This is a genomic window from Paenibacillus methanolicus, assembly GCF_008124765.1.
In the GTDB taxonomy this organism is placed as follows: Bacteria; Bacillota; Bacilli; order Paenibacillales; family Paenibacillaceae; genus Paenibacillus_Z; species Paenibacillus_Z methanolicus.
Genome location: NZ_VNHS01000004.1, coordinates 111164 through 132620, shown reverse-complemented (window position 1 = coordinate 132620; position 21457 = coordinate 111164). Strand labels below are relative to the sequence as shown.

General features: G+C 62.2%; 14 protein-coding genes. 4 read left to right on the top strand and 10 right to left on the bottom strand.

Features of this window, described 5'->3' with window-relative positions; translation table 11 throughout:
• Positions 1-89: 89 nt before the first annotated feature.
• The 5 genes from BCM02_RS12240 to BCM02_RS12220 all read right to left on the bottom strand — a co-directional run bounded on the left by BCM02_RS12240 (position 90) and on the right by BCM02_RS12220 (position 6725).
• Positions 90-1841: an ABC transporter ATP-binding protein gene (locus BCM02_RS12240; protein ID WP_148929388.1), complete on the bottom strand. Its 1752-nt coding sequence runs from the start codon at positions 1839-1841 to the stop codon at positions 90-92.
• 4 nt (positions 1842-1845) lie between these two features.
• Positions 1846-3669 (bottom strand): ABC transporter ATP-binding protein, encoded by a 1824-nt coding sequence (locus tag BCM02_RS12235; protein WP_246183345.1) that lies wholly within the window; start codon positions 3667-3669, stop codon positions 1846-1848.
• Positions 3670-3916: 247 nt separating this feature from the next.
• Positions 3917-4201: a hypothetical protein gene (locus BCM02_RS12230; protein ID WP_148929387.1), complete on the bottom strand. Its 285-nt coding sequence runs from the start codon at positions 4199-4201 to the stop codon at positions 3917-3919.
• A 70-nt stretch (positions 4202-4271) separates the two neighbouring features.
• Positions 4272-5528, bottom strand: a complete 1257-nt coding sequence (locus BCM02_RS12225) for an MFS transporter (RefSeq protein WP_222871006.1) — start codon at positions 5526-5528, stop codon at positions 4272-4274.
• A 63-nt stretch (positions 5529-5591) separates the two neighbouring features.
• A complete protein-coding gene (locus BCM02_RS12220) occupies positions 5592-6725 on the bottom strand; it encodes a winged helix-turn-helix domain-containing protein (RefSeq protein ID WP_148929386.1) in 1134 nt (377 codons plus the stop codon).
• A gap of 232 nt (positions 6726-6957) precedes the next feature.
• Between BCM02_RS12220 and BCM02_RS12215 the strand changes: the two genes are divergently transcribed.
• A complete protein-coding gene (locus BCM02_RS12215) occupies positions 6958-7320 on the top strand; it encodes a winged helix-turn-helix transcriptional regulator (protein ID WP_148929385.1) in 363 nt (120 codons plus the stop codon).
• A 167-nt stretch (positions 7321-7487) separates the two neighbouring features.
• Here the strand turns inward: BCM02_RS12215 and BCM02_RS12210 are convergent, their stop codons facing one another.
• On the bottom strand, positions 7488-8669 hold the full coding sequence (locus tag BCM02_RS12210; RefSeq protein ID WP_148929384.1) for an NAD(P)/FAD-dependent oxidoreductase: 1182 nt from the start codon (positions 8667-8669) through the stop codon (positions 7488-7490).
• Between the two features lie 16 nt (positions 8670-8685).
• Positions 8686-9114, bottom strand: a complete 429-nt coding sequence (locus BCM02_RS12205; RefSeq protein WP_148929383.1) for a DUF1641 domain-containing protein — start codon at positions 9112-9114, stop codon at positions 8686-8688.
• Positions 9115-9611: 497 nt separating this feature from the next.
• Between BCM02_RS12205 and BCM02_RS12200 the strand changes: the two genes are divergently transcribed.
• A complete protein-coding gene (locus tag BCM02_RS12200) occupies positions 9612-10856 on the top strand; it encodes a purple acid phosphatase family protein (protein ID WP_148929382.1) in 1245 nt (414 codons plus the stop codon).
• 114 nt (positions 10857-10970) lie between these two features.
• Here BCM02_RS12200 and BCM02_RS36320 read toward each other — a convergent pair whose 3' ends face one another.
• A complete protein-coding gene (locus tag BCM02_RS36320; RefSeq protein ID WP_148929381.1) occupies positions 10971-15410 on the bottom strand; it encodes a S8 family serine peptidase in 4440 nt (1479 codons plus the stop codon).
• Between the two features lie 628 nt (positions 15411-16038).
• Here BCM02_RS36320 and BCM02_RS12190 point away from each other — a divergent pair.
• On the top strand, positions 16039-16899 hold the full coding sequence (locus BCM02_RS12190; RefSeq protein WP_148929380.1) for an AraC family transcriptional regulator: 861 nt from the start codon (positions 16039-16041) through the stop codon (positions 16897-16899).
• A gap of 145 nt (positions 16900-17044) precedes the next feature.
• A complete protein-coding gene (gene pepT / locus BCM02_RS12185; RefSeq protein ID WP_148929379.1) occupies positions 17045-18280 on the top strand; it encodes a peptidase T in 1236 nt (411 codons plus the stop codon).
• Between the two features lie 144 nt (positions 18281-18424).
• Here pepT and BCM02_RS12180 read toward each other — a convergent pair whose 3' ends face one another.
• Both BCM02_RS12180 and BCM02_RS12175 read right to left on the bottom strand, forming a co-directional pair.
• Positions 18425-20380, bottom strand: coding sequence for a GTP-binding protein (locus BCM02_RS12180; protein ID WP_148929378.1), 1956 nt, complete (start codon positions 20378-20380; stop codon positions 18425-18427).
• A gap of 74 nt (positions 20381-20454) precedes the next feature.
• A complete protein-coding gene (locus BCM02_RS12175) occupies positions 20455-21372 on the bottom strand; it encodes a DMT family transporter (RefSeq protein ID WP_148929377.1) in 918 nt (305 codons plus the stop codon).
• Positions 21373-21457 lie beyond the last annotated feature (85 nt).

Genomic DNA, 21457 nt, shown 5'->3' with positions numbered 1-21457 from the left:
TCCGCTACCAATCGATCAAGCACGAAAGCGGGTGTCCAGAGGGCGGCAGCCCTTGGAGCCCCCTCGGCGGAGGGGGTTTGGGGGAGGCTTTAAACCGTCTCGAACTTCCGGCCGTGCAGCTCGTGGTACAGACCGCCTTGCGCCAGCAGCTCTTCGTGCGTGCCCCGTTCGGCGATGCGTCCGTCCTGGACGACCAGGATGCAGTCCGCGCCGCGGATCGTGCTGAGCCGGTGGGCGATGACGAAGCTGGTGCGGCCCTTGAGCAGCGTCTTCATCGCCTCCTGAATGCGCAGCTCGGCGAGCGTGTCGACGCTGCTCGTCGCCTCGTCGAGGATGAGCAGCGCCGGATCGGCCAGAATCGCCCGCGCGATCGTGATCAGCTGCCGCTGACCGTGACTTACGTTGCCGCCTTCTGGCGTCAGCACCGTCTCGTAGCCGCGCGGCAACTGGGCGATGAACGCGTGCGCGTGGGCTTGCTTGGCCGCCGCCTCGATCTCCGCGTCCGTCGCGTCCAGCCGGCCGTAGCGGATGTTCTCCCGAATCGTGCCGGAGAACAGATGCGCATCCTGCAGGACGATGCCGATCTGCCGCCGGAGCGCGTCCCGGTCCAGCTCGTCGACCGGGATGCCGTCGATGAGGATGCGGCCGCCCGTAATGTCGAAGAACCGGCCGATCAGGTTGATGATCGTCGTCTTGCCCGCCCCGGTAGGTCCGACCAGCGCGATCGTCTGCCCCGGCTGCGCGGTGAACGTAATGTCCCGCAGAATCGGCTTATCCGGCGAGTAAGCGAAGGCGACATCGCGGAATTCGACGCGGCCGGCCAGCGGTCCCGGCTTCCGCGACGCCCCGTCCTCGTACTCGGAAGGCGTATCGATGATATCGAATGCCCGCTCCGCGCCGGCCACGCCGGATTGGATCAGGTTGAACTGGTTGGCCAAGTCCCGCAGCGGCCGGCCGAACTGCTCCGAATAGCCGATGAAGCTGATCGTCACCCCGACGGTCGCCTCGCCGTGCAGCGTGAGCCAGCCGCCGACCGCGGCGATGAGCAGATAGCTGAAGTGGCCGACCATATTCATGACCGGTCCCATGAGACCGGAGTAAATTTGGGCTGTCGTGCCCGCCTTCATAAGGCGGCCGTTCATCTCGCCGAACCGAGCCAGCGCGCGCTGCTCCTGGTGGAAGAGCGTCACGACCTTCTGCCCCGATACGTTCTCTTCAATAAAGCTGTTCAACGCGCCCAAATGCTCCTGCTGCGCCCGGAACTGCCGCTTGGTCACCGCGCCGATCCGCTTCGAGATGAACAGAATAAGCGGCACGGTCACGAGCGCCGTAATCGTCAGCCAGCCGTTGAGCGCCGCCATCATGGCGAACGAGCCGATCAGCATGATGACGCTGGATAGCAGCTGCACCAGCGTCTGGTTCAGCGTATTCGCCACGTTCTCGACGTCGTTCGTCGTGCGGCTCATGAGCTCCCCGTGCGTCCGCCGGGCGAAGAACGGCACCGGCAGCCGCTGCAGATGGCGGAACAAGTCCGTGCGCAGCTGCCAGACGGTCCGCTGGGCGACGTCCGCCAGCCAATGCGCCTGCAGCCAGTTCACGAAACTGCCGAAGGCGTATACGGCGAGCAGCAATAGGCAGACCGAGAAGAAGCCGTCGAATTGACGCGCGATAATATAGCGGTCGAGCGCCCCTCCGAGCAGATAGGGAGCCGCCAGCGTCAAGCCGGCGGACGCGAGCGTCGCCGCCATGACGCCGTACAGCCGCATCGGCTGGCGCAGCAGATAACCGCCAAGCCTGCGCAGCGTGGCGGGATTCGGTTTCGTTGTCGTCGCGGTTGCCATAAGGTCACGCTCCTTGCTGGGACGCGGCGATGTCCCGGTACAGATGGCTTCGGCGCAGCAGCTCCTCATGGGTGCCGCTTGCGGTAATGCGTCCTTCTTCGAGCACGAGAATCCGATCCGCGTGTTCGATCGACGCGATCCGCTGCCCGATGACGAGACAGGTCGTCTCCTTCATCAGCGTCTGCAGCGACTGCCGGATGCGGCGGTCGGTGTTCAGGTCGACGGCGCTCGTGCAGTCGTCGAGAATGAGAATGCGCGGCTTCGCGAGCAGCGAGCGCGCGATCGAGATCCGCTGCTTCTGACCGCCGGAGAGATTCACCCCGCGCTGGCCCAGCTCCGTATCGTAGCCGTCCGGGAGCGCCGCGATGAAGTCGTGCGCCTGCGCCGCCCGCGCGGCGGCGACGATCTCTTCCTCCGCGGCGTCCGGCTTGCCGTACCGGATATTGTCGCGGATCGTGCCGGTGAACAGCAGCGCCTGCTGCAGCACGACGCCGACTTCCCGGTGCAGCTCTTCCGGCGCCAGGTCCCGGATATCCGTGCCGTCGATGAGAATCTGTCCTTCGGTTGCCTCGTATAGACGAGGGATCAGGCTGACGAGCGTCGATTTGCCCGCGCCGTTCACGCCGACGATGCCGATCGTCTCGCCCGGCTCGGCCCGGAAATCGATATCCGCCAGCACGCGCGGACCGGATGCCCCGCCATAAGAGAAGCCAACACCGCGAAACTCGAGCGATCCGCAACGCGCATGGGCGCCGAGGCCTTCGAGCGTCGGCTTGTCCGCTCGGGCGTCATGGTCTGCGACATCTCCCAGCCTAGCCGCCCTTCCCTCGGGATCGGCGGCACGACCGTCAAGCCGCCCCATAATCCGCTCATCCGTCGCCTTGTCCGACCGGGTATCGAGCAGCTCCGCGATCCGCCGGGCCGACGCCTTCGCCCGCGCGATCATCATCAGCTGGCCGCCAAGCCCGACGATCGCGAACAGCAGCTCCGTGACGTACGCAAGGAAAGCGGCCAAGCTCCCGACTTCGAGCAGCCCCTTCTCGGTCAAGCCGCCGCCGTACCAGAGCGCGACGACGATGCTGAAGTTCAAGATGACCGACATGAGCGGGCCGTTAAGCGCCGCGACGCGAGCCGCCTTCAAGCTCGCTTCCAGGAAACGGCCGTTGGCTTCGCCGAAGCGCCGCTCCTCGTAGTCGCCCCGCACGAACGCCTTCACGACGCGGATGCCGGAGAGGTTCTCCTGCAGCACCGCGTTCACGCCGTCGAGCTTCTCCTGCACCGCGCCGTACATCGGCACGGTCATCTTCGTCATGACGACCAGGAAGACCACCAGCACCGGAATCATCGCCAGCAGAATGAGCGACAGCTTCGGACTGATGAGCACGGCCATGACGATGCTGCCGACCGCCAGGAACAAGCATCGGGCGACGATGCGCAGCGTCAGCAGCACCATTTGCTGCAGCTGCGCGATATCGCCGGTAAGCCGGGTGACGAGCGAGCCCGCGCCGAAACGGTCGAGCGACGGAGCCGAGAGCGATTGAATCTTCGCGAACAGCGCCTGACGCAGATCGGTGCCGAACCGCTGCGACGCCTGCGTGGAGAATACCGTGCAGCCGACGCCGCCGATTAACCCCACGAGCGCCACGCCGAGCATGTCGAGTCCGGTCCGGATGATATGATCCAGATTGCCGGCGGTCACGCCGTCGTTCACGATGCTGGCCATCAGCCTCGGCTGGAGAAGGTCCATAATGACTTCGAGTAGCATAAAAAGCGGCGCCAGCAGCGCCGTCCGCCAATAAGGCTTCAAATAACGCATCAGCTTCAACAAGTACGGAACACCTCCGTTACAACCGTCGGTTAAAGTAGAACAAGTATAGGCGCTGGCCGGACGCATGACAATGGAATAGTCCAATGTCGGACATGGATTTTACGCGCACGGCGCGCGGCCAAGGCAAAAAAGACCCGAACGCGAGCAGTTCGAGTCTGGCGGGTGATGGACTGCGCATGTTTTGCCGCATGATTAGACCTCGGCCGCTTCTTCGGACGTCGCCGCCGCGATTCCGCAAGGCCTGGTCTTAGCGCTGGTCGTCCCCGCGAAAAATTTTATGCTCGGCATACATCACGAGCGTTATCACCAGCAGCGTCACGAGCAGCCGCGCCACATCCAGCTCGTAGACGACCATATAACCGTTCACGTCCATTCGAGGCTTGGCTAACATCCAGATCGGCGCGTACGTCACGTTGTAGACCTCTTCCTGCGGTCCCCATACGCCGCGCTGCGGCACCATTAAAATGCCGAATACGAGCATGAGCAGCAGGTAGATGAAATAACTTAGCTTCCGCCGAATGCGATCCGCCACATGCCGCACCTCCCCGCATCACCAATAATTCCCTCATTTTACCATAGGGTACCGTTGTCCGCGTATAGGGCTAGGGAGTCAATCCTTCCGCTTTCGTCCGGTCGTCGAGCTTCCGCCCTCCGACGACAGTTACCCGGCACGCCAGCGCCGCGAGCACCGTGACCCCGCCGACGGCGATCAGCACGCCGCCAATGCCGAGCCACCCAGCAAGCGCGGCGCCGAGCACGGGAGCAGCCAGCATCGAGCTGGTCTGCAAGGCGCCGGAGAGCGCGGATACCGGGCCGATCGTGACGTCGTCCGTCTCCGCCTGGAGCACGTAGCCGAAAGGGACGGCGCTCTGCGCGCCGGTGAAGCCGAGCCCCGCGAACGCGAGCAGCCAGACGGCGAGCGGAACTTCGAGCATCCCCGCGGCGGCCAGTCCGACGAGCACGATCAGCGACCCGGATGCCAGGCTCGCTCCCGCCATGTAAGCGAGCGGCCGGCGCTGCCACCCGCTCCACTGTCCCGCCGCAAGCGCCCCGGCTACGCTGCCCGCGCCCACGGCGCCGACCAGCAGTCCGAGCCGGCTCTCGTCCATGCCGGCCTCCTTCGTCAGCAGCGGGAATAGCCCGTCGTACAGGAATACGAGGAAGAACATTGCCGACGCGAAGAGAATGGCGCCGCGCAGCGTCGGCCTCCCCGTCACATGCCGATAAGCGGCCCGAAGACTCGCCTTCTCCTTGCGCTCCTCGTCCCCCGTTCCGCTCCAGGCCGGAATGGCGCCCAACACAAGCGCGGATAGCGCGTACATCGCGCCCGACGCGAAGAACGGCGCGGAAGCGCCGAGTCCGCTCATCAGCGCTCCGCCCGCGGCTGGTCCGAATATTTTCGTCATATTCGCCGCCATTTGGCCGAGCGACGACGCCTGCGCCAACATGGCCGGGGAGACGAGTCGCTTCACCGCGCCCTGTCGGAGCGGATCGAAGGTCGCGCTGACGCTGTACTTGACGAGCACGAGCGCCAGCAGCACGGGCAGCGACGGCGCGAACGCCAGTCCGAGCGCGGTCCCCGCGCGCAGCAGATCGCAGACGATCATGAGCGTCTTGCCCGGCATGCGCTGCGTACGCACGCTCATGAACGGGCCGACGACGACATAGGGCAGCCCGATGCAGATCGAGAGCGCGGCGAGCGCCATCGAGCCATGCCCCCAGGCGTAGACGATAATGGCGCTCAGCGCAATGAAATCCAGCCAATTGCCGAAGTCCGACAGCAGCTGTCCGGCGAATAGCCGGCGATAGCCTTTCTCTTCAAGCGGTCGCCACAGCGGCGCAGTCTTCTGTTTCATCATTCCAAGCTCCTCCGGTCGCAATAAGGTTCACATCCACCTTACCGCCGCAATGTCAGAGGATTATCAGACGAAGCCAAGTTCATCCCGCAACCGCGATCGGATCTCCCCTTCGATCTCCGTCAGCCCGAGGTCGTCCGCAAGCTGCTTCCACTCCTTGGCGTATCGAACCCGGAGACCGGCCAACTCCGGCTCGCGGCCAACCGCAAGCACCGTATGATAGGCGTTCATTTGATTGGCTAGAAACCGCGACTGTCGGAGCAGCTCCAATCCCTCGTCAATGCTCGCCAAGCCGTTAGCCGCGTCTTCGCGGTGTGCCGCAATGCCCGTCAGCACGCGATAGTGCCCCGTCTCGCGCTGGTACGGATACCGCGCCAGCTGCCGCGCGGCCGCGGCCGAAGCCTCGGCTATCTCCGTCCATCGTCCTGCCCGAATCACGTACTCGAGCCTCAGGTTCGCGGCATACGGAATAAGCCCCTCCCAGCCGTTGCGCTCCGCCTCCGCCGCAAGCTCCGCCTGCTTCTCGCGCGCCGCCTCCCATTCGCCCCAGTCCATGCGCATCGAAATGATCGCCATCGTGGCAAGCTCCGCGTGCCAGACCGGCGGGAGCACGCGACGCTCCAGCGCCCGTTCGACATAAGCCCGGTTCTCGAACGGCTGCAAGAACTGGTACAGGTACAGCAGCAGAAAAGCCCGGTCCGCGAAGGCCCCCTCTTCCCGCGTAATAAACCGCACGTCCCGCCCTTCCATCATGCGAAGCAGCAGCGCGAAGGACGGATCCGCTTCGAAACCGAGCACCTCCCGGTTCCGCGACAACGTCAGCAGCGCATCCCCGCGGCCATAGCGCAAATACGCCCCCGCGATCGACTTCATATCCTCCGAGAAGGCTGCCTGGCGCGGCAGCGGATTGCCTTCGCCGGGCGGTTCCTCCGCGATTAATCTGTACCCGCGTCCGCGAATCGTCTCGATCCGGATGCCCGGCGACCATCCTTCCAGCTTGCGCCTCAGCCGGTACACATGGTCGTCCACCGTCCGGTCGGTCGGCGACTCCATCGCCCATACGCCATCCAGCAGCTGCTCCCGCGACAGCGTCTGCCCGGCATGCCGGTGCAAGTACCGGAGCAGCCCGTACTCTTTCGGAAGCAGGCTCAGCGCCCGGCCCTGCCATGTCACGGTGTAGGTTCCGTCTTCCCACCGCATGCGAATCCCTCCTCCAACCCCGAATTTGCGCGGCACGCCTTTGCCGCTCCTATAGCTTTTATCGTAACAGAAATCACGTTCGAATAGCGGAAAGACGCGTATTCTCGCACGCTAGCGCCGCCTCGATCTTCAACTAACGCATGCGTTTGTGGTAGTATCAGGAAGTAACGACCGTACACACGAAATCGCATGTAGATGCTTTTTGTATACCTATATTCGGGAGGAACCTATTATGGCAAAACGGATCGACGGCTTCAGCGACTGCGCCAGTTACGAGGGCTGTCCGGTCGAATTCACGCTGGACGTGATCGGCGGCAAATGGAAAAGCGTGCTGCTGTACCATCTCATCGGCGGCACGAAACGGTTCAACGAATTCAGGCGCATCTGCCCCAACATTACGCAGCGGATGCTGACGCTCCAGCTCCGGGAACTCGAACAAGACGGCATCGTCCACCGCGAGGTGTACCAGCAGGTCCCGCCGAAGGTCGAATATTCGCTGACCACGTTCGGCCGCACGCTCGAGCCGATCATTATGAGCATGAAGCAATGGGGCGAGACGTACCGCGACCGCGCAGAGCTCCCAGCCAACGACTAGACTAAGCCTGGCACGGATGCGATCCGCATGCGGGCATCTCGGCGGACATTGACGATCCGTCCCTAAGAACGCGTGCTCCCCGCAACGCCGGATGACCGGCTCGCAACGCAAAGAGGCCGCCCGCAAAGGCGACCTCTTCTTTATAAGCGGTTGGGATCGCGGCGCTCTTAGTGAGCCAGCGCGAACAGACCGTGGATGTGCGACAGGTAGCGGATGTTGGACGCTTCCTTCATGAGCGTGGCCGGCAGACCTTTCAGGTGCGTTTGGTTGCCGCCGATCATGCCGATCGCGTCTTTGCGTCCGAGGCTGCCCAGCGTACCGGAGAATACCGGCGTGAACACGTCTTCGACGCCGCCTTTGAACTTCACCGCCAGGTTGTAGCCGACGACTTCGCCCATCTGCCAAGCCAGCTGTGCCGTTGGCGGGTAAGGACGCGCGCCTTCGCTCGGGATGACGACCGCGCTGTCGCCAGCGAGGAAGACGTCCGGATGCGACGTGGAGTGCAGCGTGTCGGTTACCGACGCGCGGCCGCGGTTCACTTCGATGCCGCAGTTCGCGACAACGGCGTTGCCGCCTACGCCGCCCGTCCAGACGAGCGTGTTCGTTTCGATCGATTGGCCGTCTTTGAGGGAGACCGTCGTTTTCGTCATTTCCGTGATCGCGAGGCCCGTGAGGAACTTCACGCCGCGTTTCTCGAGCGATTTGTACGCACGGTCAACGAGATTTTGCGGGAAGCCGGCCAGGATGGAAGGACCTGCTTCAACGCAGTACAGTTCGATGTCGTTGAAATCGATGCCCTTCTCGCGGCAGACGACCGGCAGCTTGTCGGCGAATTCGCCTACGAGCTCGATGCCCGTTAGACCGCCGCCGCCGACCACGATACGCGCGTCGGCTTTGTTGCCCGATGCTTTGTAAGCGTCGAGGCGAGCTTCCACGTGAGCGCGAATGCGGTTCGCGTCGTTGACCGATTTCAGCACGAAGCTGTTCTCTTCCAGACCCGGAATGCCGAAGAACGCCGTCTCGGAACCGAGCGCGATCACGAGCGCATCGTAGGAATACACGACGCCGCTTGCCAACTCAACGCTCTTCTGGTCCGGCTTGATTGAAGCGACGGTGTCGATCACCAGGTTCACGTTCTTGCCGCGAAGCAGCTTCTCGAGCGACAGGGATACGGCCGGCTCGGCGATGCTGCCTGCAGCCAGACGGTGCAGCTCGGTGATGATTTGGTGCGTTGGGAAGCGGTTCACGAGCGTGATCGTCGCTTCTTCGGCCGACAAATATTGACGTGCCGTCAATGCGGTCAACAAACCGCCGTAGCCGCCGCCAAGAATTAGAATTTCTCTGGACATGTTTATCCCCCGTTCCCTACAGTTTGTTCCGGTCGCGTTCTGCCATGGCGTTCAGGAACGCCTGAGCAAAACGGAGCGTTTTTTGGACTTGCGGATCTTTCAGCATTTTCAGCATGCCGAACAGACCGATCGATGCCGTCTCCGCTTGCGCGCGGTCGTTGGCTTCGATTGCCGCAGCCGCGATGCCTTTGGCTTTGTCGACGACGGGAGTCACCATTTCGCCGAGACCGCCCATCATGTCGTCGATCAAGACTTGGTCGGTCGCGATGCTTTGCGCGAAATCGTACGCCTTGGTCATCATCGTGACCATCTCCGCCAGTTTCGGCAGATTCTCCACCAGAACGGTTAGCGATTCTTGAACCTCCGGCTTGATCAGCTGATCCAGAATATCCAACTGCTTGCTGGCCGTCAGCTCAGCCGTTTGTACAGCTTCAGGTGTTGACATTAGAAACGTCCTCCTTTACGGAAAATCACGGTTTGGTTGCCAGTTCGCGTGCCTGCTTCGGCCTGTTCCGGTTACGGCCCAAGCGCCTTGTGACAGTTTTCACATAAAAAACCAGACGAGTCTGATCCTCTAATTAACGCGTTTTATTCACGGTCGGAGAGCTCCGATCGCGCTGCGCAGGCAAGAACGAATTTTAACCTTCACCTTATTCTACACCTTTGAACAAAAGGTGAACAATAATTTTTTTCTTTTCGCGCTTAATTTGTTTGAAAAATAACAAAATTCAAGCCGGAATTCCACATAATGGGCGAAACAGTTTTCGAACTGGCCGCTTTTCCGGACGGTTGGAGCGCCCCTTGCGTCCGAATTACAGGCTGAAGCAACGCCGAATCGGCCGTCCCGGCGCATCGGGTTTTTTAACAGGGCCCGAATCGTGTAGAATTAATAGGGGGTCATTCTTCATTCTCTTCCATCTCTTCACCAAAGGGGAAACGCCGATGCGAACACAAAATATCGCGCTCATTGCCGTTCTCGCGGCGATCGCGCTGGCCATACTATTATTTATGCTCTGGGATCAAAAGGACGGAGAATCGAACATGCCCGAATCGCTGGCGACGACGTTTCATGAAGATGCCCGAACGACTCGCGCGTTCACGTGGTTCACGGATAACCCGAAGGCGGGCACCGTCATACAGGTCGTCGAAGGCAAGGCGACGAGCGCCGCGTTCGACGGCGGAAGCCGGGCGATTATCGCTCGTACCGGCACGACGCAGGCGCTGGCCGAAAGCGGCTCCCAGCAAGGCATTCACAAGGTGAACGTCACGGATTTGAAGCCGGATACGCTGTACACGTACCGGGTCGGGACCGGGGAGGACGGAGATTGGAGCGAGCCGGCGCAATTCGCGACGGCCCCCGTGGAGACGGACGCGTTCACGTTCCTGAACGTGACCGACTCGCAAGGAGCGACGGAGGCGGACTTCAAGCTGTGGGGCAACACGCTGAGCCGGGCGTTCGATGTCTTCCCGGATTCGCGGTTCATCGTGCATAACGGGGATTTCACGGAAAATCCGAAGGACGAGAATGCCTGGCGGTCCTTCTTCGCCAGCGCAAGCGGCATCCTCCCCTCCGTCCCGCTCATGCCGGTGACCGGCAATCACGACGAGGTCGAGGGGAATGCCGAGCGGTTCGTGTCGCATTTTCACGCGCCGAGCAACGGGGCCGCCGGGTCCATTCCCGGCACGACGTACTCGTTCGATTACGGATCGGCGCACGTCGTCGTGCTGAATTCGGAATCCAATCTGAAGGGTCAGGTCGACTGGCTGCGCAACGATCTCGCGTTCTCGGACAAGCCTTGGAAGATCGTCGCCATGCATCGCGGTCCTTACGGGGGCAATAGCTACAAGAAGCTGGACAAATGGGTCGCGGTGTTCGATCAGTTCAAAGTCGATCTCGTGCTGCAAGGGCATAATCACGAGTACAGCCGCTCCTACCCGCTGCGCGGCGGCAAGATCGCAGGGGACGGCGACGGCACCGTCCGGAATCGAGAGGGCACCGTCTATGTCGTGACCAACGCGGCCGGGCCCAAATTCAACGAGAAGAAGGAAGACCTGTTCTACCACAAGGTTCATCTCCAGAACAATAAGCAGATGTTCGCCGGCATTACGATCAAAGGCGACTCGCTCGTCTACGAGGCATATGACGTGGACGGCGTGAAAGTCGACGCGTTCGAGATTCGCCACTAGCCGCGTCAGATCCGCATGATCGCGCTTGAACGGCAACGCCAAGAAGCCTCCGCCCGCACGGCAATCGCCGTGCAAGCGGAGGCTTTCTCTTTCAATATTGACCGTGCTTCCTCGTTAATCCGTCAGTTTCCCCTGTTGAAGCAGTTGGAGAATCGCGACGCTCGCCACGTCGCGGGTGACGATGGTCTGGCCGCGGAAGTAGGCGACCCCGCCCGACGTATCGCCGCGCAGAATGCCGGCATCCGTCACCGCCGCGATGCTGTCCTTCGCATAGCCCGGGAATTCGCTCTCGTCGCCGTAAGCGACGCGCGATGGCTCGCCTTGGACCGGCGCGATATTCAGCAGCTTGATGGCGCGGGCGAGCATGACGCTCAGCTGGTCGCGCGTAATCGACGCATCCGGCGCGAAGCGGCCTTCCGGCGTGCCGGTAATGAGACCCGCTTCATACGCGGCCGCCACGTCTTGGGCATACCACGCGTCCTGCGGCACGTCCTGGAACGCCTGCTTGGACGAGCCCGACAGACCGAGGGCGCGCGCCAGCAGCGAAGCGAATTCCGCCCGCGTCACGGCCCGCTTCGGCGAGAACGTCGTCTTATCCGTGCCGTTCACGAGCAGCTTGCCGGCGAGCGCCTGAATCTTCGGCTCCGCCCAGCTGCCCGCGATGTCGCCGAACTGCGCCGTCGTCGACACGGCCGCGTACGTCGAGAAGCCCGGGCGGCTGACGGTGACGATCGTCGTGCCGTTGTCCTGCGGCGCCAGCGTCGATGCCGCCGGACGCAGCTTGCCGCCTTCCTCGTACAGTACGCCCGCCGAATTCGGCTTCACGCTGCCCGGAATCGTGAAGGAGCGCTTCACGAGCGTGCTGAACGGAACGATTAGCGGCTTCGTGCCGGAAGCGTCCGTGACGTTCGCTTCGAAAGCGACCGGATCGCCGATGACGGTCAAGCCGGATTCCGCGCTGCCGAATTGCGCCGCTTTATCCTTCTGCGGCGCAATGACGAGCTGCAGTCCGCTCTCGGCGGGAAGTCCTTTGATGAGCGAGATCGGCAGCGCAAGGGATGAACCGCCGCTGCTCAGCAGCAGCGTGCTGCCCGATGGCGCGCCGGCGAGAATCGCCGCCTGCTTCGCGGTCAGCGTCAGCTGCGCACGCTGTCCCTTCTCCGCCTGCAGCTGCACGATGATCGCCGCCGGCGAGCTGCCTGCCTGCTTAATCGCCGCTTCCAGATCCGCGTCCTTCACGGTCGCAAGCGGCGCGCCGTCCTTCTTCTCTTCGGCCGACGTCAGGCGCACTTGTTGCTGGCCTTGGCCCACGACCGCGTTCGCGGACGCGTCAAGCGCGGCCGGCGCCGGCGGCGTGATCACCGGCGGCACGTAGCCGCCACCGCCGCTTGGCGGCGTGACCGGAGGTGCCGGGGTCTCGGCGACGCGGAATTCCGAGAAGGCTACGTATTCGGCGCCCAGCTTGTTGTCCGGCGTAATGCTCAGGGCATCGACCACAAGGCGGTACGTCCCTTTCTTCAAGTGATAAAGAATTGGCTCGCCTTTGTCGTTTACGTCAATTTCATTGTCTCCGTCGGCGTCGTCGATATAGGTGTCGCCGACGTTCTCGAAGACGCGATCGCCCGGCTTGAACGCGACCAACGCGCCTTTGTCGTCGCGCTGCTGCGCCGAAGCCAGTACGGCGATCAGTTCGTCGTTCAGATCATACGCCTGCAGCTCGATATAATTCACGTCTTCCGCCGTCAGCTTATAGCTAACATCGGTTGTGTCGTTCTTGCCATCGCCGTCCGGCGTAATGATGCGTGGCGATACGGTCACATCCTCCACGCCGAAGCCGTTGCTAGGCTGCTCGTCGCCGACGTGCACGACGTACGGCAGGCGCAGGTCCGGCTTGCCTTCGCTGCGCAGCACGACCGTACCTTCATAGACGCCGTCCGCGGCATCCGCCTGCGGCGACAACGTCAGCGTGAACTCCTTCTGGCCCGGAGCAGCCGCGCCGCCGGACTTCGACACGGTTAACGCGCCGGCGTCCGTTCCTTCCAGCTTGACGTCGATATTCGCGCCGTCCGGCGTAGCGACCGCTCCGTTCGGATCGCCCGTGACGCTCGCATGCTTCACGACCGATGCCGTGTACGTAAGGTCCGCGTTCGAGAAGTTCTTCAGCACGAGCTTCACCGACTTGGCGCCCGCGCCGGCTTTCGCCAGGCCGAAGCTGGCGGAAGAACCGTAGTTGACGACGTTCTGCTCCTCCAGATTCGTATCGAGCAGTTTGAGGTTCTCCACCGTCTGGAGCAGCGCCGGCGTCTGGATCGCCTTGGCGACGTTCACGCGGCCCGCACCCTGGGAGTAGACGTCGTACGTCGTGTTTGCTTCGTCCTTGATCGAATCGGCCGTATTGGCCAGCGCCGCGCGAATATCGAACGGCGTCCAGTCCGGATGCGCTTCCTGGAGCAGCAGCGCGAGCCCCGCGACGTGCGGGCTCGCCATGCTCGTCCCGTTCTTCCGGCCGTAGGAGAGCTCATCGTACTTGACGTTCGGATTACCCTTGCCGTAGGCAGGAACGGTAGAGAGAATGCCCACGCCCGGCGCGACGACGTCCGGTTTGATGCCGAGGGTCGGATCGCCGTTCGGACCGCGCGAGCTGAAGCTCGCCATCGTATCGCCCGCCACCGTCGTGGATTTGAACGTCTCCCCGAACGTAAAGGTCGGATAGGATCCCGGCTGCTCGGTCAGCAGCTTCGCAAGCGCCCGGCCCGTCGTGCCCGCCATGTCGAACGTCGGGATGTATTCCGGGCTGTCGCCCAGGAAGCCGATCGCGCCAACCGGCTCGTCCCGCCCCGGGATGCTCGCGCTTAGATCCGGCACGTTGCCTTTGGCGTTGCCGTTGAAGATGACGGCCGCTTTGGCGCCGTGCGTCGCGGCAATGGCCACTTTCTCCGCGAACGTGAGCGTTCCGCGCGAGATCAGCACGACCTTGCCTTCGACGTCCTTGCCCTTGTAATCGTCGTCCGCGCCAAGCCCGACATAGACGCCCTCTTGCAGCTCTGCGCCGAGAATAGAGGCGAAATCCTCTTGATTCGTCGTCCATGCCATCAGGCCGATCGGGGTGCTGCTCGGCGTTGTCGCGCCGCCGCCGCTCGTGGGCGGCACAGGCTCCTCGGCCGCCGCTTCCTTTTTCTCTTCCGCGTCCGGCACGGCAAGCGCGATCTCCGGTTGCTCCGCCGCAGCTTGCTCTACCGCCGGCTGTTCGGCTTCCGTTGGGTCCGCTTCCGGCGTCGCGGCTTCCGGCTGTTGCACCGCGCCGCCTTCCGCCGTTTCGGCGATTACGGCCTTGTCCTTGTCTGCTCCCGTTGCGGCCGTGCCGACCGCCACGGTGGCTTCGAACCGCTTGGATACCGTCGTCGCCGCGCCGACCGATATCGCCAGCTGCGACGTGGCCGGAGAGCCCATCGAGTAGTAGTATGGACCGGAGTCCGCAGCATTACCGTTCGCCACGACCGTGACGACGCCCGCCAGCACCGCGTTGTTCACCGCGATCGCGTCCGGCGAATTCGGATCTTTGTCCACATCGGAGCCCAGCGACAGGTTAATGACGTCCATGCCGTCCTCCACCGCCTGCTCGATGCCGTCGATGACCTGCGCCGACGTGCCGGTTGCCTGGTCCGGCTTTTGGGTGGACGCCAGCACTTTGTACGCATACAGCTTGGCGCCGTACGCGATGCCTTTGTGCTGAATGTCGGACGTCGTATTCTTGGCTTGTCCGACGATCGTCCCTGCGACGTGCGTGCCGTGATCGGTGCCGTACACCTTGTCCTCCGGCTTGCCCGGTATATTCTCGTACGGATCGTTCGAATGCGTATGCGCGTTATATCCGCCCGCGTACGCGTCCTTCAGATCCGGATGCGTATAATCCACCCCCGTATCGATAACGCCGACTTTCAGTCCTTTGCCGCTTAATCCCGCCTCCCATGCCTCCGGCACGCCGATTTGTTTCAGCGGCTCGTAATCGATGAACGGCTCCGCCGCCGCTTCGCCTTCCTGGTCCGGAAGGTTGTAATACGTCACATTCTCGAACACGCCGGTTACGCCCGGCAGCTCCGCGAGCTCGTCGATCTGATCCCCCGGCACCGTCACTTCCATGCCGTTCAGAACGGTATCGTATTGGTAATTGACCTGCACGTCGAGGCCTTCCGCCTCCGCCTTGCCGATCAGCGTCGTTTGTTCCTGCTGGGCCGCGCGCTCGGCCGACTGCTGGGTCATCGACTTGACGCCCATTTTGGCCGCGTAACGACCTACCGCTCCGGGCTGCTGCGAGAGCGTCAGAATGACGCGTACCGGCTCGTCCTCGCGGTTCTTCAAATTCGGCGAAACGTAAGCCGGTCTCAGATGGGAAGCCGGCAGCGGCGCGAGCAAGCTGCGGTCCAGCAAGTTCTCGCTCGACAGGACGGCCTGAGCGGTCTGCGCCGAGGCCGCGAGCGGCATGGCGCCCCCCAGAGCGAGCAAGGCTGCGAGCGGAAGCGATACGACTTTGTTCAAGACAGGGATGGTTCTCAAATCATGCACCCTTTCACGTTGTAGTGAGGCCGGTACCTGATGCGAACGATGCCGTTGATGTTATGGCCGAATAAATAAAATAAGGTTGATGACGTCACGTTATTTCACAATAACATATGAGAAATAATGGAATAAACATATATTTTCAGACAAAACATCGTCCTGAATCGCTGTTTATGTCACGTTACTTCACGCGATTGCTAATATTTTCGCAAACATTTCTGACTTTCGGCCGATTGAACGGAATGATTTTACAAAAACTTCTTGTCGAAAACGTCGCATTTGTCCCGCGTCCTGCATCCTAATGACCGTTTTTGGGGGCATGAAGCGATTGCTTGTCTGCCGCGCCTCTCGCCGGCATGGCGAATCCCGGGACGGCTAGGCCCGCTTCCCCATGGCGATCGCCCGCCCATGACCCGAATCAAAGGGAATCCGCCGGATCTCCGTTGCCGTCGTTGCTGCCGGCTTCTTCTCGATTGCGGACTTCGCAACCGGCGTCTTGTTCGTCTGGACCGGCGGCGGCTCGCCCGTTTACACTGGAAGCATCACCCTGTCTAACGAACGCACGCAAGAACAGGCCGCGACCGGCGGCGCACGGTATGATGAGAGCACTGGAGGAGAGGCGGCAATGGAATGGCTGCAGCGCATGAAGGACGCGATGGACTATATGGAGTCGCGGATGGAGGAGAAGTTGGATATCGAGGCGGCTGCGCGGGTTGCCTGCTCATCCCCGTTCCATTTCCAGCGCATGTTCAGCATGATCACGGGCGTGACGGTCGGCGATTATTTGCGCAAACGGCGGCTGTCGCTGGCTGCCCAGGAGCTGGCTTCCACGTCCGCCAAGGTGATCGACGTCTCGTTCAAGTACGGGTATGATTCGCCCGAGTCGTTCGCCAAGGCGTTCCGCAAGGCGCACGGCATCACGCCGTCGGAAGCGCGCCAGCCGGGCGCGAAGCTGAAAGCGTTCCCCCGCATCTCGTTCCATCTATCGCTGAGAGGAGAGAAGGAAATGGAATATCGCATTATCGAACGCGGCGCCTTCGAGGTCGCCGGCGTCAGCTTCGTCACTTCGTGCAAGGACGGGGAGAACCACCGGGCCATCCCGAAGTTCTGGCAGGAGCACAACGCGAACGGCACGACGGCCAAACTGGCCGCGCATTCGCCGCGCCATGAGACGCTCGGCATCTGCATGGACTTCAACCATGCCGACGACACGCTGCGTTACATGATCGCGGCGGAAGTAGGCGAGGCGCCCGAGGTCGGCTTCGAGACCTTGACGATTCCGGCGTCGACGTGGGCGGTGTTCACCGCCATCGGCCCGGTGCCCGACGCGATTCAGGACGTCTGGCAGCGCATTTTCCAAGACTGGTTCCCGTCCTCGAATTACGAGCACGCGGGCGGACCGGAGTTCGAGCTGTACCCGGACGAAGACCCGACAAGCCCCGATCACCGCTGCGAAATATGGATTCCGATCAAACCGAAGTCCTGATTGCCGCCCATAAGCCGCATTTGCAGCAGCCGGCCCGCGCCTCCCGCGAGCAGGCTTTTTGCCGCGCTTTGCCCCGGTACAGCAGTGCATTTCCATTGGCGCGAACGTTGTTTTACAATGGACCCAAAGGAGATGATCATGACGCATGAAAGACGAATTAATTAAGCGATTGACTACATACGCGCAAATCGATACCCAATCCGACGACGACAGCCAGACGTGCCCGTCGACGCCGGGGCAGCTGACGCTCGCCCGCCTGCTCGTGGAGGAGTTGACCGCGGTCGGCATGCAGGAAGTCACCATGGACGACAACGGCTATGTCATGGCGACGCTGCCGGCCAACACGGATAAGAACGTGCCGACGATCGGCTTCCTCGCCCACGTCGACACGGCGACGGACTTCACCGGCTCGGGCGTCAAGCCGCAGATCGTGGAGTCTTATGACGGCGGCGATATCGTCTTGAACGAAGCGCTGAACGTCGTGCTGTCGCCGAAGGAATTCCCCGAGCTGAACCGTTACGCGGGCCATACTCTCGTCACGACGGACGGCACGACGCTGCTCGGCGCGGACAACAAAGCCGGCATCGCGGAGATCATGACGGCGATGAACCACCTGATTCAGCATCCGGAGATCAAGCATGGCAAGCTGCGCGTCGCGTTCACGCCGGACGAAGAGATCGGCCGCGGCCCGCACAAGTTCGACGTGGCGGCCTTCGGCGCGCAGTTCGCGTACACGATGGACGGCGGCCCGCTCGGCGAGCTGCAGTACGAGAGCTTCAACGCCGCCCAGGCCAAGATCACCGTCAAAGGGACGAACGTCCATCCCGGCACGGCCAAGGGCAAAATGGTCAATTCGGCCAAAATCGCGATGGCGCTGCACGCCGAGCTGCCGGATGCCGAATCGCCGGAGCATACCGAAGGCTACGAGGGCTTCTACCATTTGATCTCGATGACGGGCGCCGCGGAAGAGACGAAACTGGTCTACATCATCCGCGATCACGACAAGGCGAAATTCGCCGCGCGCAAAGCGAACGTCGAGGGCATCGTTCGGACGTTCCAAGAACGCTATGGCCGGGAGAACATCGTGCTGGAGCTGAAGGATCAATACTACAACATGCGCGAGAAGGTCGAGCCTGTCATGCAGATCGTCGACATCGCCCATCAAGCGATGACCAATCTGGGCATTACGCCGATCGTCGAGCCGATCCGCGGCGGCACCGACGGCTCCCAGCTGTCGTACATGGGCTTGCCGACGCCGAATATATTCACCGGCGGGGAGAACTACCACGGCAAGTTCGAATACATCTCGGCCGACAATATGGTGAAGGCGACCAACGTCATCATCGAGATCGCCAAGCTGTTCGAGGAATCGGCGGAGTAAGCGCTGCCGGGCGACGGATCGGTCCGTCGGTCAACTGGCCACGGCCGGATCGCCGGACACTTACGGCAGACGGACCACATGACAAAAGCCAGGCGCATATTTGCGTCCCTGGCTTTTTGTCGTGCTTTTCGCTTCAATCCGGCACTATACGTGCATATGCGCATCCGCCTCGTCCCACGGAACGGGGTATCCCTGTCCTTTCGCGCAGAAAATCGACGTCGACGAGTAGGCCGGATCGGCCCGCTTATCGTACCCGCGGCGCGCGATGACCGCGTCCGCGTCATGGCACCGGTCGTAACCGGCGAACGCGAGCGCCAGCGTCCCTTTCCCCTGCGTGAAGGACGCCAGCTCCTCGCCGTAATGCATGAAGGTCGCCACCGGCACACGTGCCGTAATAACGGCGTGCTCGCCGGTCGTCTCCGGCGGATCGAAGCGGCCGTGCCCCTGCTGCAGATCGGATAGCACGCGCCCGACCTGCGCGAGCGGCACTTTGATTTTCGCCGCGTAAACCGGCTCGAGCAGCACGTTCCCCGCCTTCTCCAGTCCCTGCCGCAGCGCCCGGAACGTCGCTTCCCGGAAGTCGCCGCCGCTCGTATGCTTATTGTGCGCCTTGCCCTTGAGCAGCGTGATCTTCATGTCCGTCACCGGGGAGCCGGTGAGCAGCCCGTGATGATCGCGTTCCAGCAGATGCTGCAGGACTAGATGCTGAAATTGCACGGGCAGCATGTCCGGATGGCATTCGCTGGAAACCTGAAGCCCGCTCCCCCGCTCGCCCGGTTCCAGCCGGAGATGCACTTCGGCGTAATGGCCGAGCGGTTCGAAATGCCCCGCGCCCGTCACGGTATTCGCGATCGTCTCGTTGTACAAAATCTGCGGCGGACCGAACGCGGCCTCGAAGCCGAACCGTTCCCGGACCACCCTGCTCAGCACGTCCAGCTGAATCGAGCCCATCACCTGCAGCTGGATTTCCTGCAGCGTCTCCTCCCATTGCACCGCCAGCGACGGGTCCTCGGCTCCGAGCAGGCGGAACGCGCGCAGCGCCTCCTTCGCCGGCACGCGGGGCGGTATGTCGGCCTTGGAGCGCATCGTCGGCTTAATCGCATAGTCGGTCCGTTCCGCGTTCGCGCCGAGTCCCTCGCCCGCCGCGGCCGCCGACAAGCCGACCGCCGCGAACAGCTGCCCGGCGCGCACCTCCTCGACCGGCTTGAATTTCGTGCCATTGTATAAGCGCAGCGCCGTTATCTTCTCCGATATCCGGCTGCCGCCCGGCCCCTGTCCGTAAGCGAGTTCGTCCCGTACCCGAATCCGGCCGCCGAGCGCCTTGGCGAACGTGAGCCGAGTCCCGTTCGGGTCGTGGCGGATTTTGTACACCCGCCCGGCGAACGCGCCTTCTTCTTCCCAGCTCGCGTCGATTAACGCATCGAGCACCGCCAGCAACTCCCGCACGCCCTCATCCTGCAGCGCCGATCCGCTTAGGCACGGGTAGAGACGCCCTTCCTTGACCATCGTTCTCGCCGCCGTCAACCACGCCGCCGCATCGAAATTTCCGGACATGTAACGCTCCAGCAGCGCTTCGTCCCGTTCCGCCAGGAAGGCCGCCGGCTCCTCCGGCCATTGGCCGGTGATCGGCACCTGTTCCAACAACAGCGCGTCGGGCGACAAATCCCGCCGAATCTCCGCCAGCACGCGGTCGACGTCCGCACCGGTCCGATCGGTCTTGTTGATGAACAGGAAGATTGGCACGCCCCGATCGCGCAGCAGCCGCCACACCGTCTCCGTATGTCCCTGCACGCCTTCCACCGCGCTAAGCACGACGATCGCCGCATCCATGACGTTTACCGCGCGCTCCATCTCCGGCGAGAAGTCGGCATGACCCGGCGTATCGATCAGCGTATAGGTCGTGCCGTTGTACGACATGATCGCCTGATCGGCGAACACCGTTATGCCCCGTTCCCGCTCGATATCGTGGCTGTCCAGGAATGCGTCTTTGTGGTCGACGCGGCCGCGCTCCCGGATGCTTTTCGTATGATAGAGGAACTGTTCGGCCAGCGTCGTCTTGCCGGCATCGACGTGCGCGAACATCCCGATTGTCTTGAACATCGCTTCCGCTTCCTTCCGTATCCGATCCTGTTCTTCATTAATAGGCTGATCCGGTTGGCCCGCTTGCCGCGCCGTTATCCTCGAGTCGTCGTCGCCGGATTCCCTTCGCTTCGCTTACCGTCCGTTCCCTGCCGCGTCGTGACGTACACGCCCGCGAAGACGAGCAGGCCGCCGAGCACCTGCGCCACCGTGATCGATTGCCCCATCAGCACGCTGAAGATCGCCGTGAATACCGTAATGAGATTGAGATAAATGCCGGCCCGGCTGGCCCCGATCTCGCGAATCGACGCATTCCAGAAGATGAACGAGCCGACCGACGGGAATATGCCCATGTACAAAATGCCCGTTACCGTCTCGCGGCTCACCTCGAAGTCGAACGCTCCGAAAGCAAGCGCAAACGGCATCAACATGAGGAGCCCGAACAGCGCCGACACGGCCGTCGCCGCAATCGGCGGAATAGAAGCCGCCCGGCGACCGACGATGGAGTAAATCGACCAGACGAGAATGGCCAACAGCATAAGCAAATCTCCTTCGTTATAATCCAAATGCAGCAATTGGCCGAGCTGCCCCTTGGTGAGAACAAGCAGCACGCCGAATAGCGATAGCACCAGCCCTACACCATGTTTCGCCGTAACTCGCTCGCGCAGCACCAACGCGGATAACAGCATGATTAGCGCCGGATTCATCGCGTTGACGAGCGCCGCGTTCATCGAGGTCGTGAAACGCAGCGCCTCATAGAGCAAGAAGTTATAGCCGATAATCCCGAATACGGACATGACGAGCAGCAGCTTCCATTTGCGCAGTACCGCGCGCCAATCCGGCTTCTCGATCAATTGTGTGATCGGGAACAAAAAACAGACCGCCACGCACCACCGCGAGACCGTCATCTGCAGCGGCGTCATGGTCTCGACGATGGATTTGCCGAACACGTAGTTCCCGGCCCAGAACAGATTCGCAAGCACGAGGAACAGTAGGATCCGATACGATTTCAATCCATTCGCCCCATTTCGATTTGAAGTGTGGATATATGCAAAAATCTGATATTTTCATTGTCGGATACAAGGTTAATTTGATGCA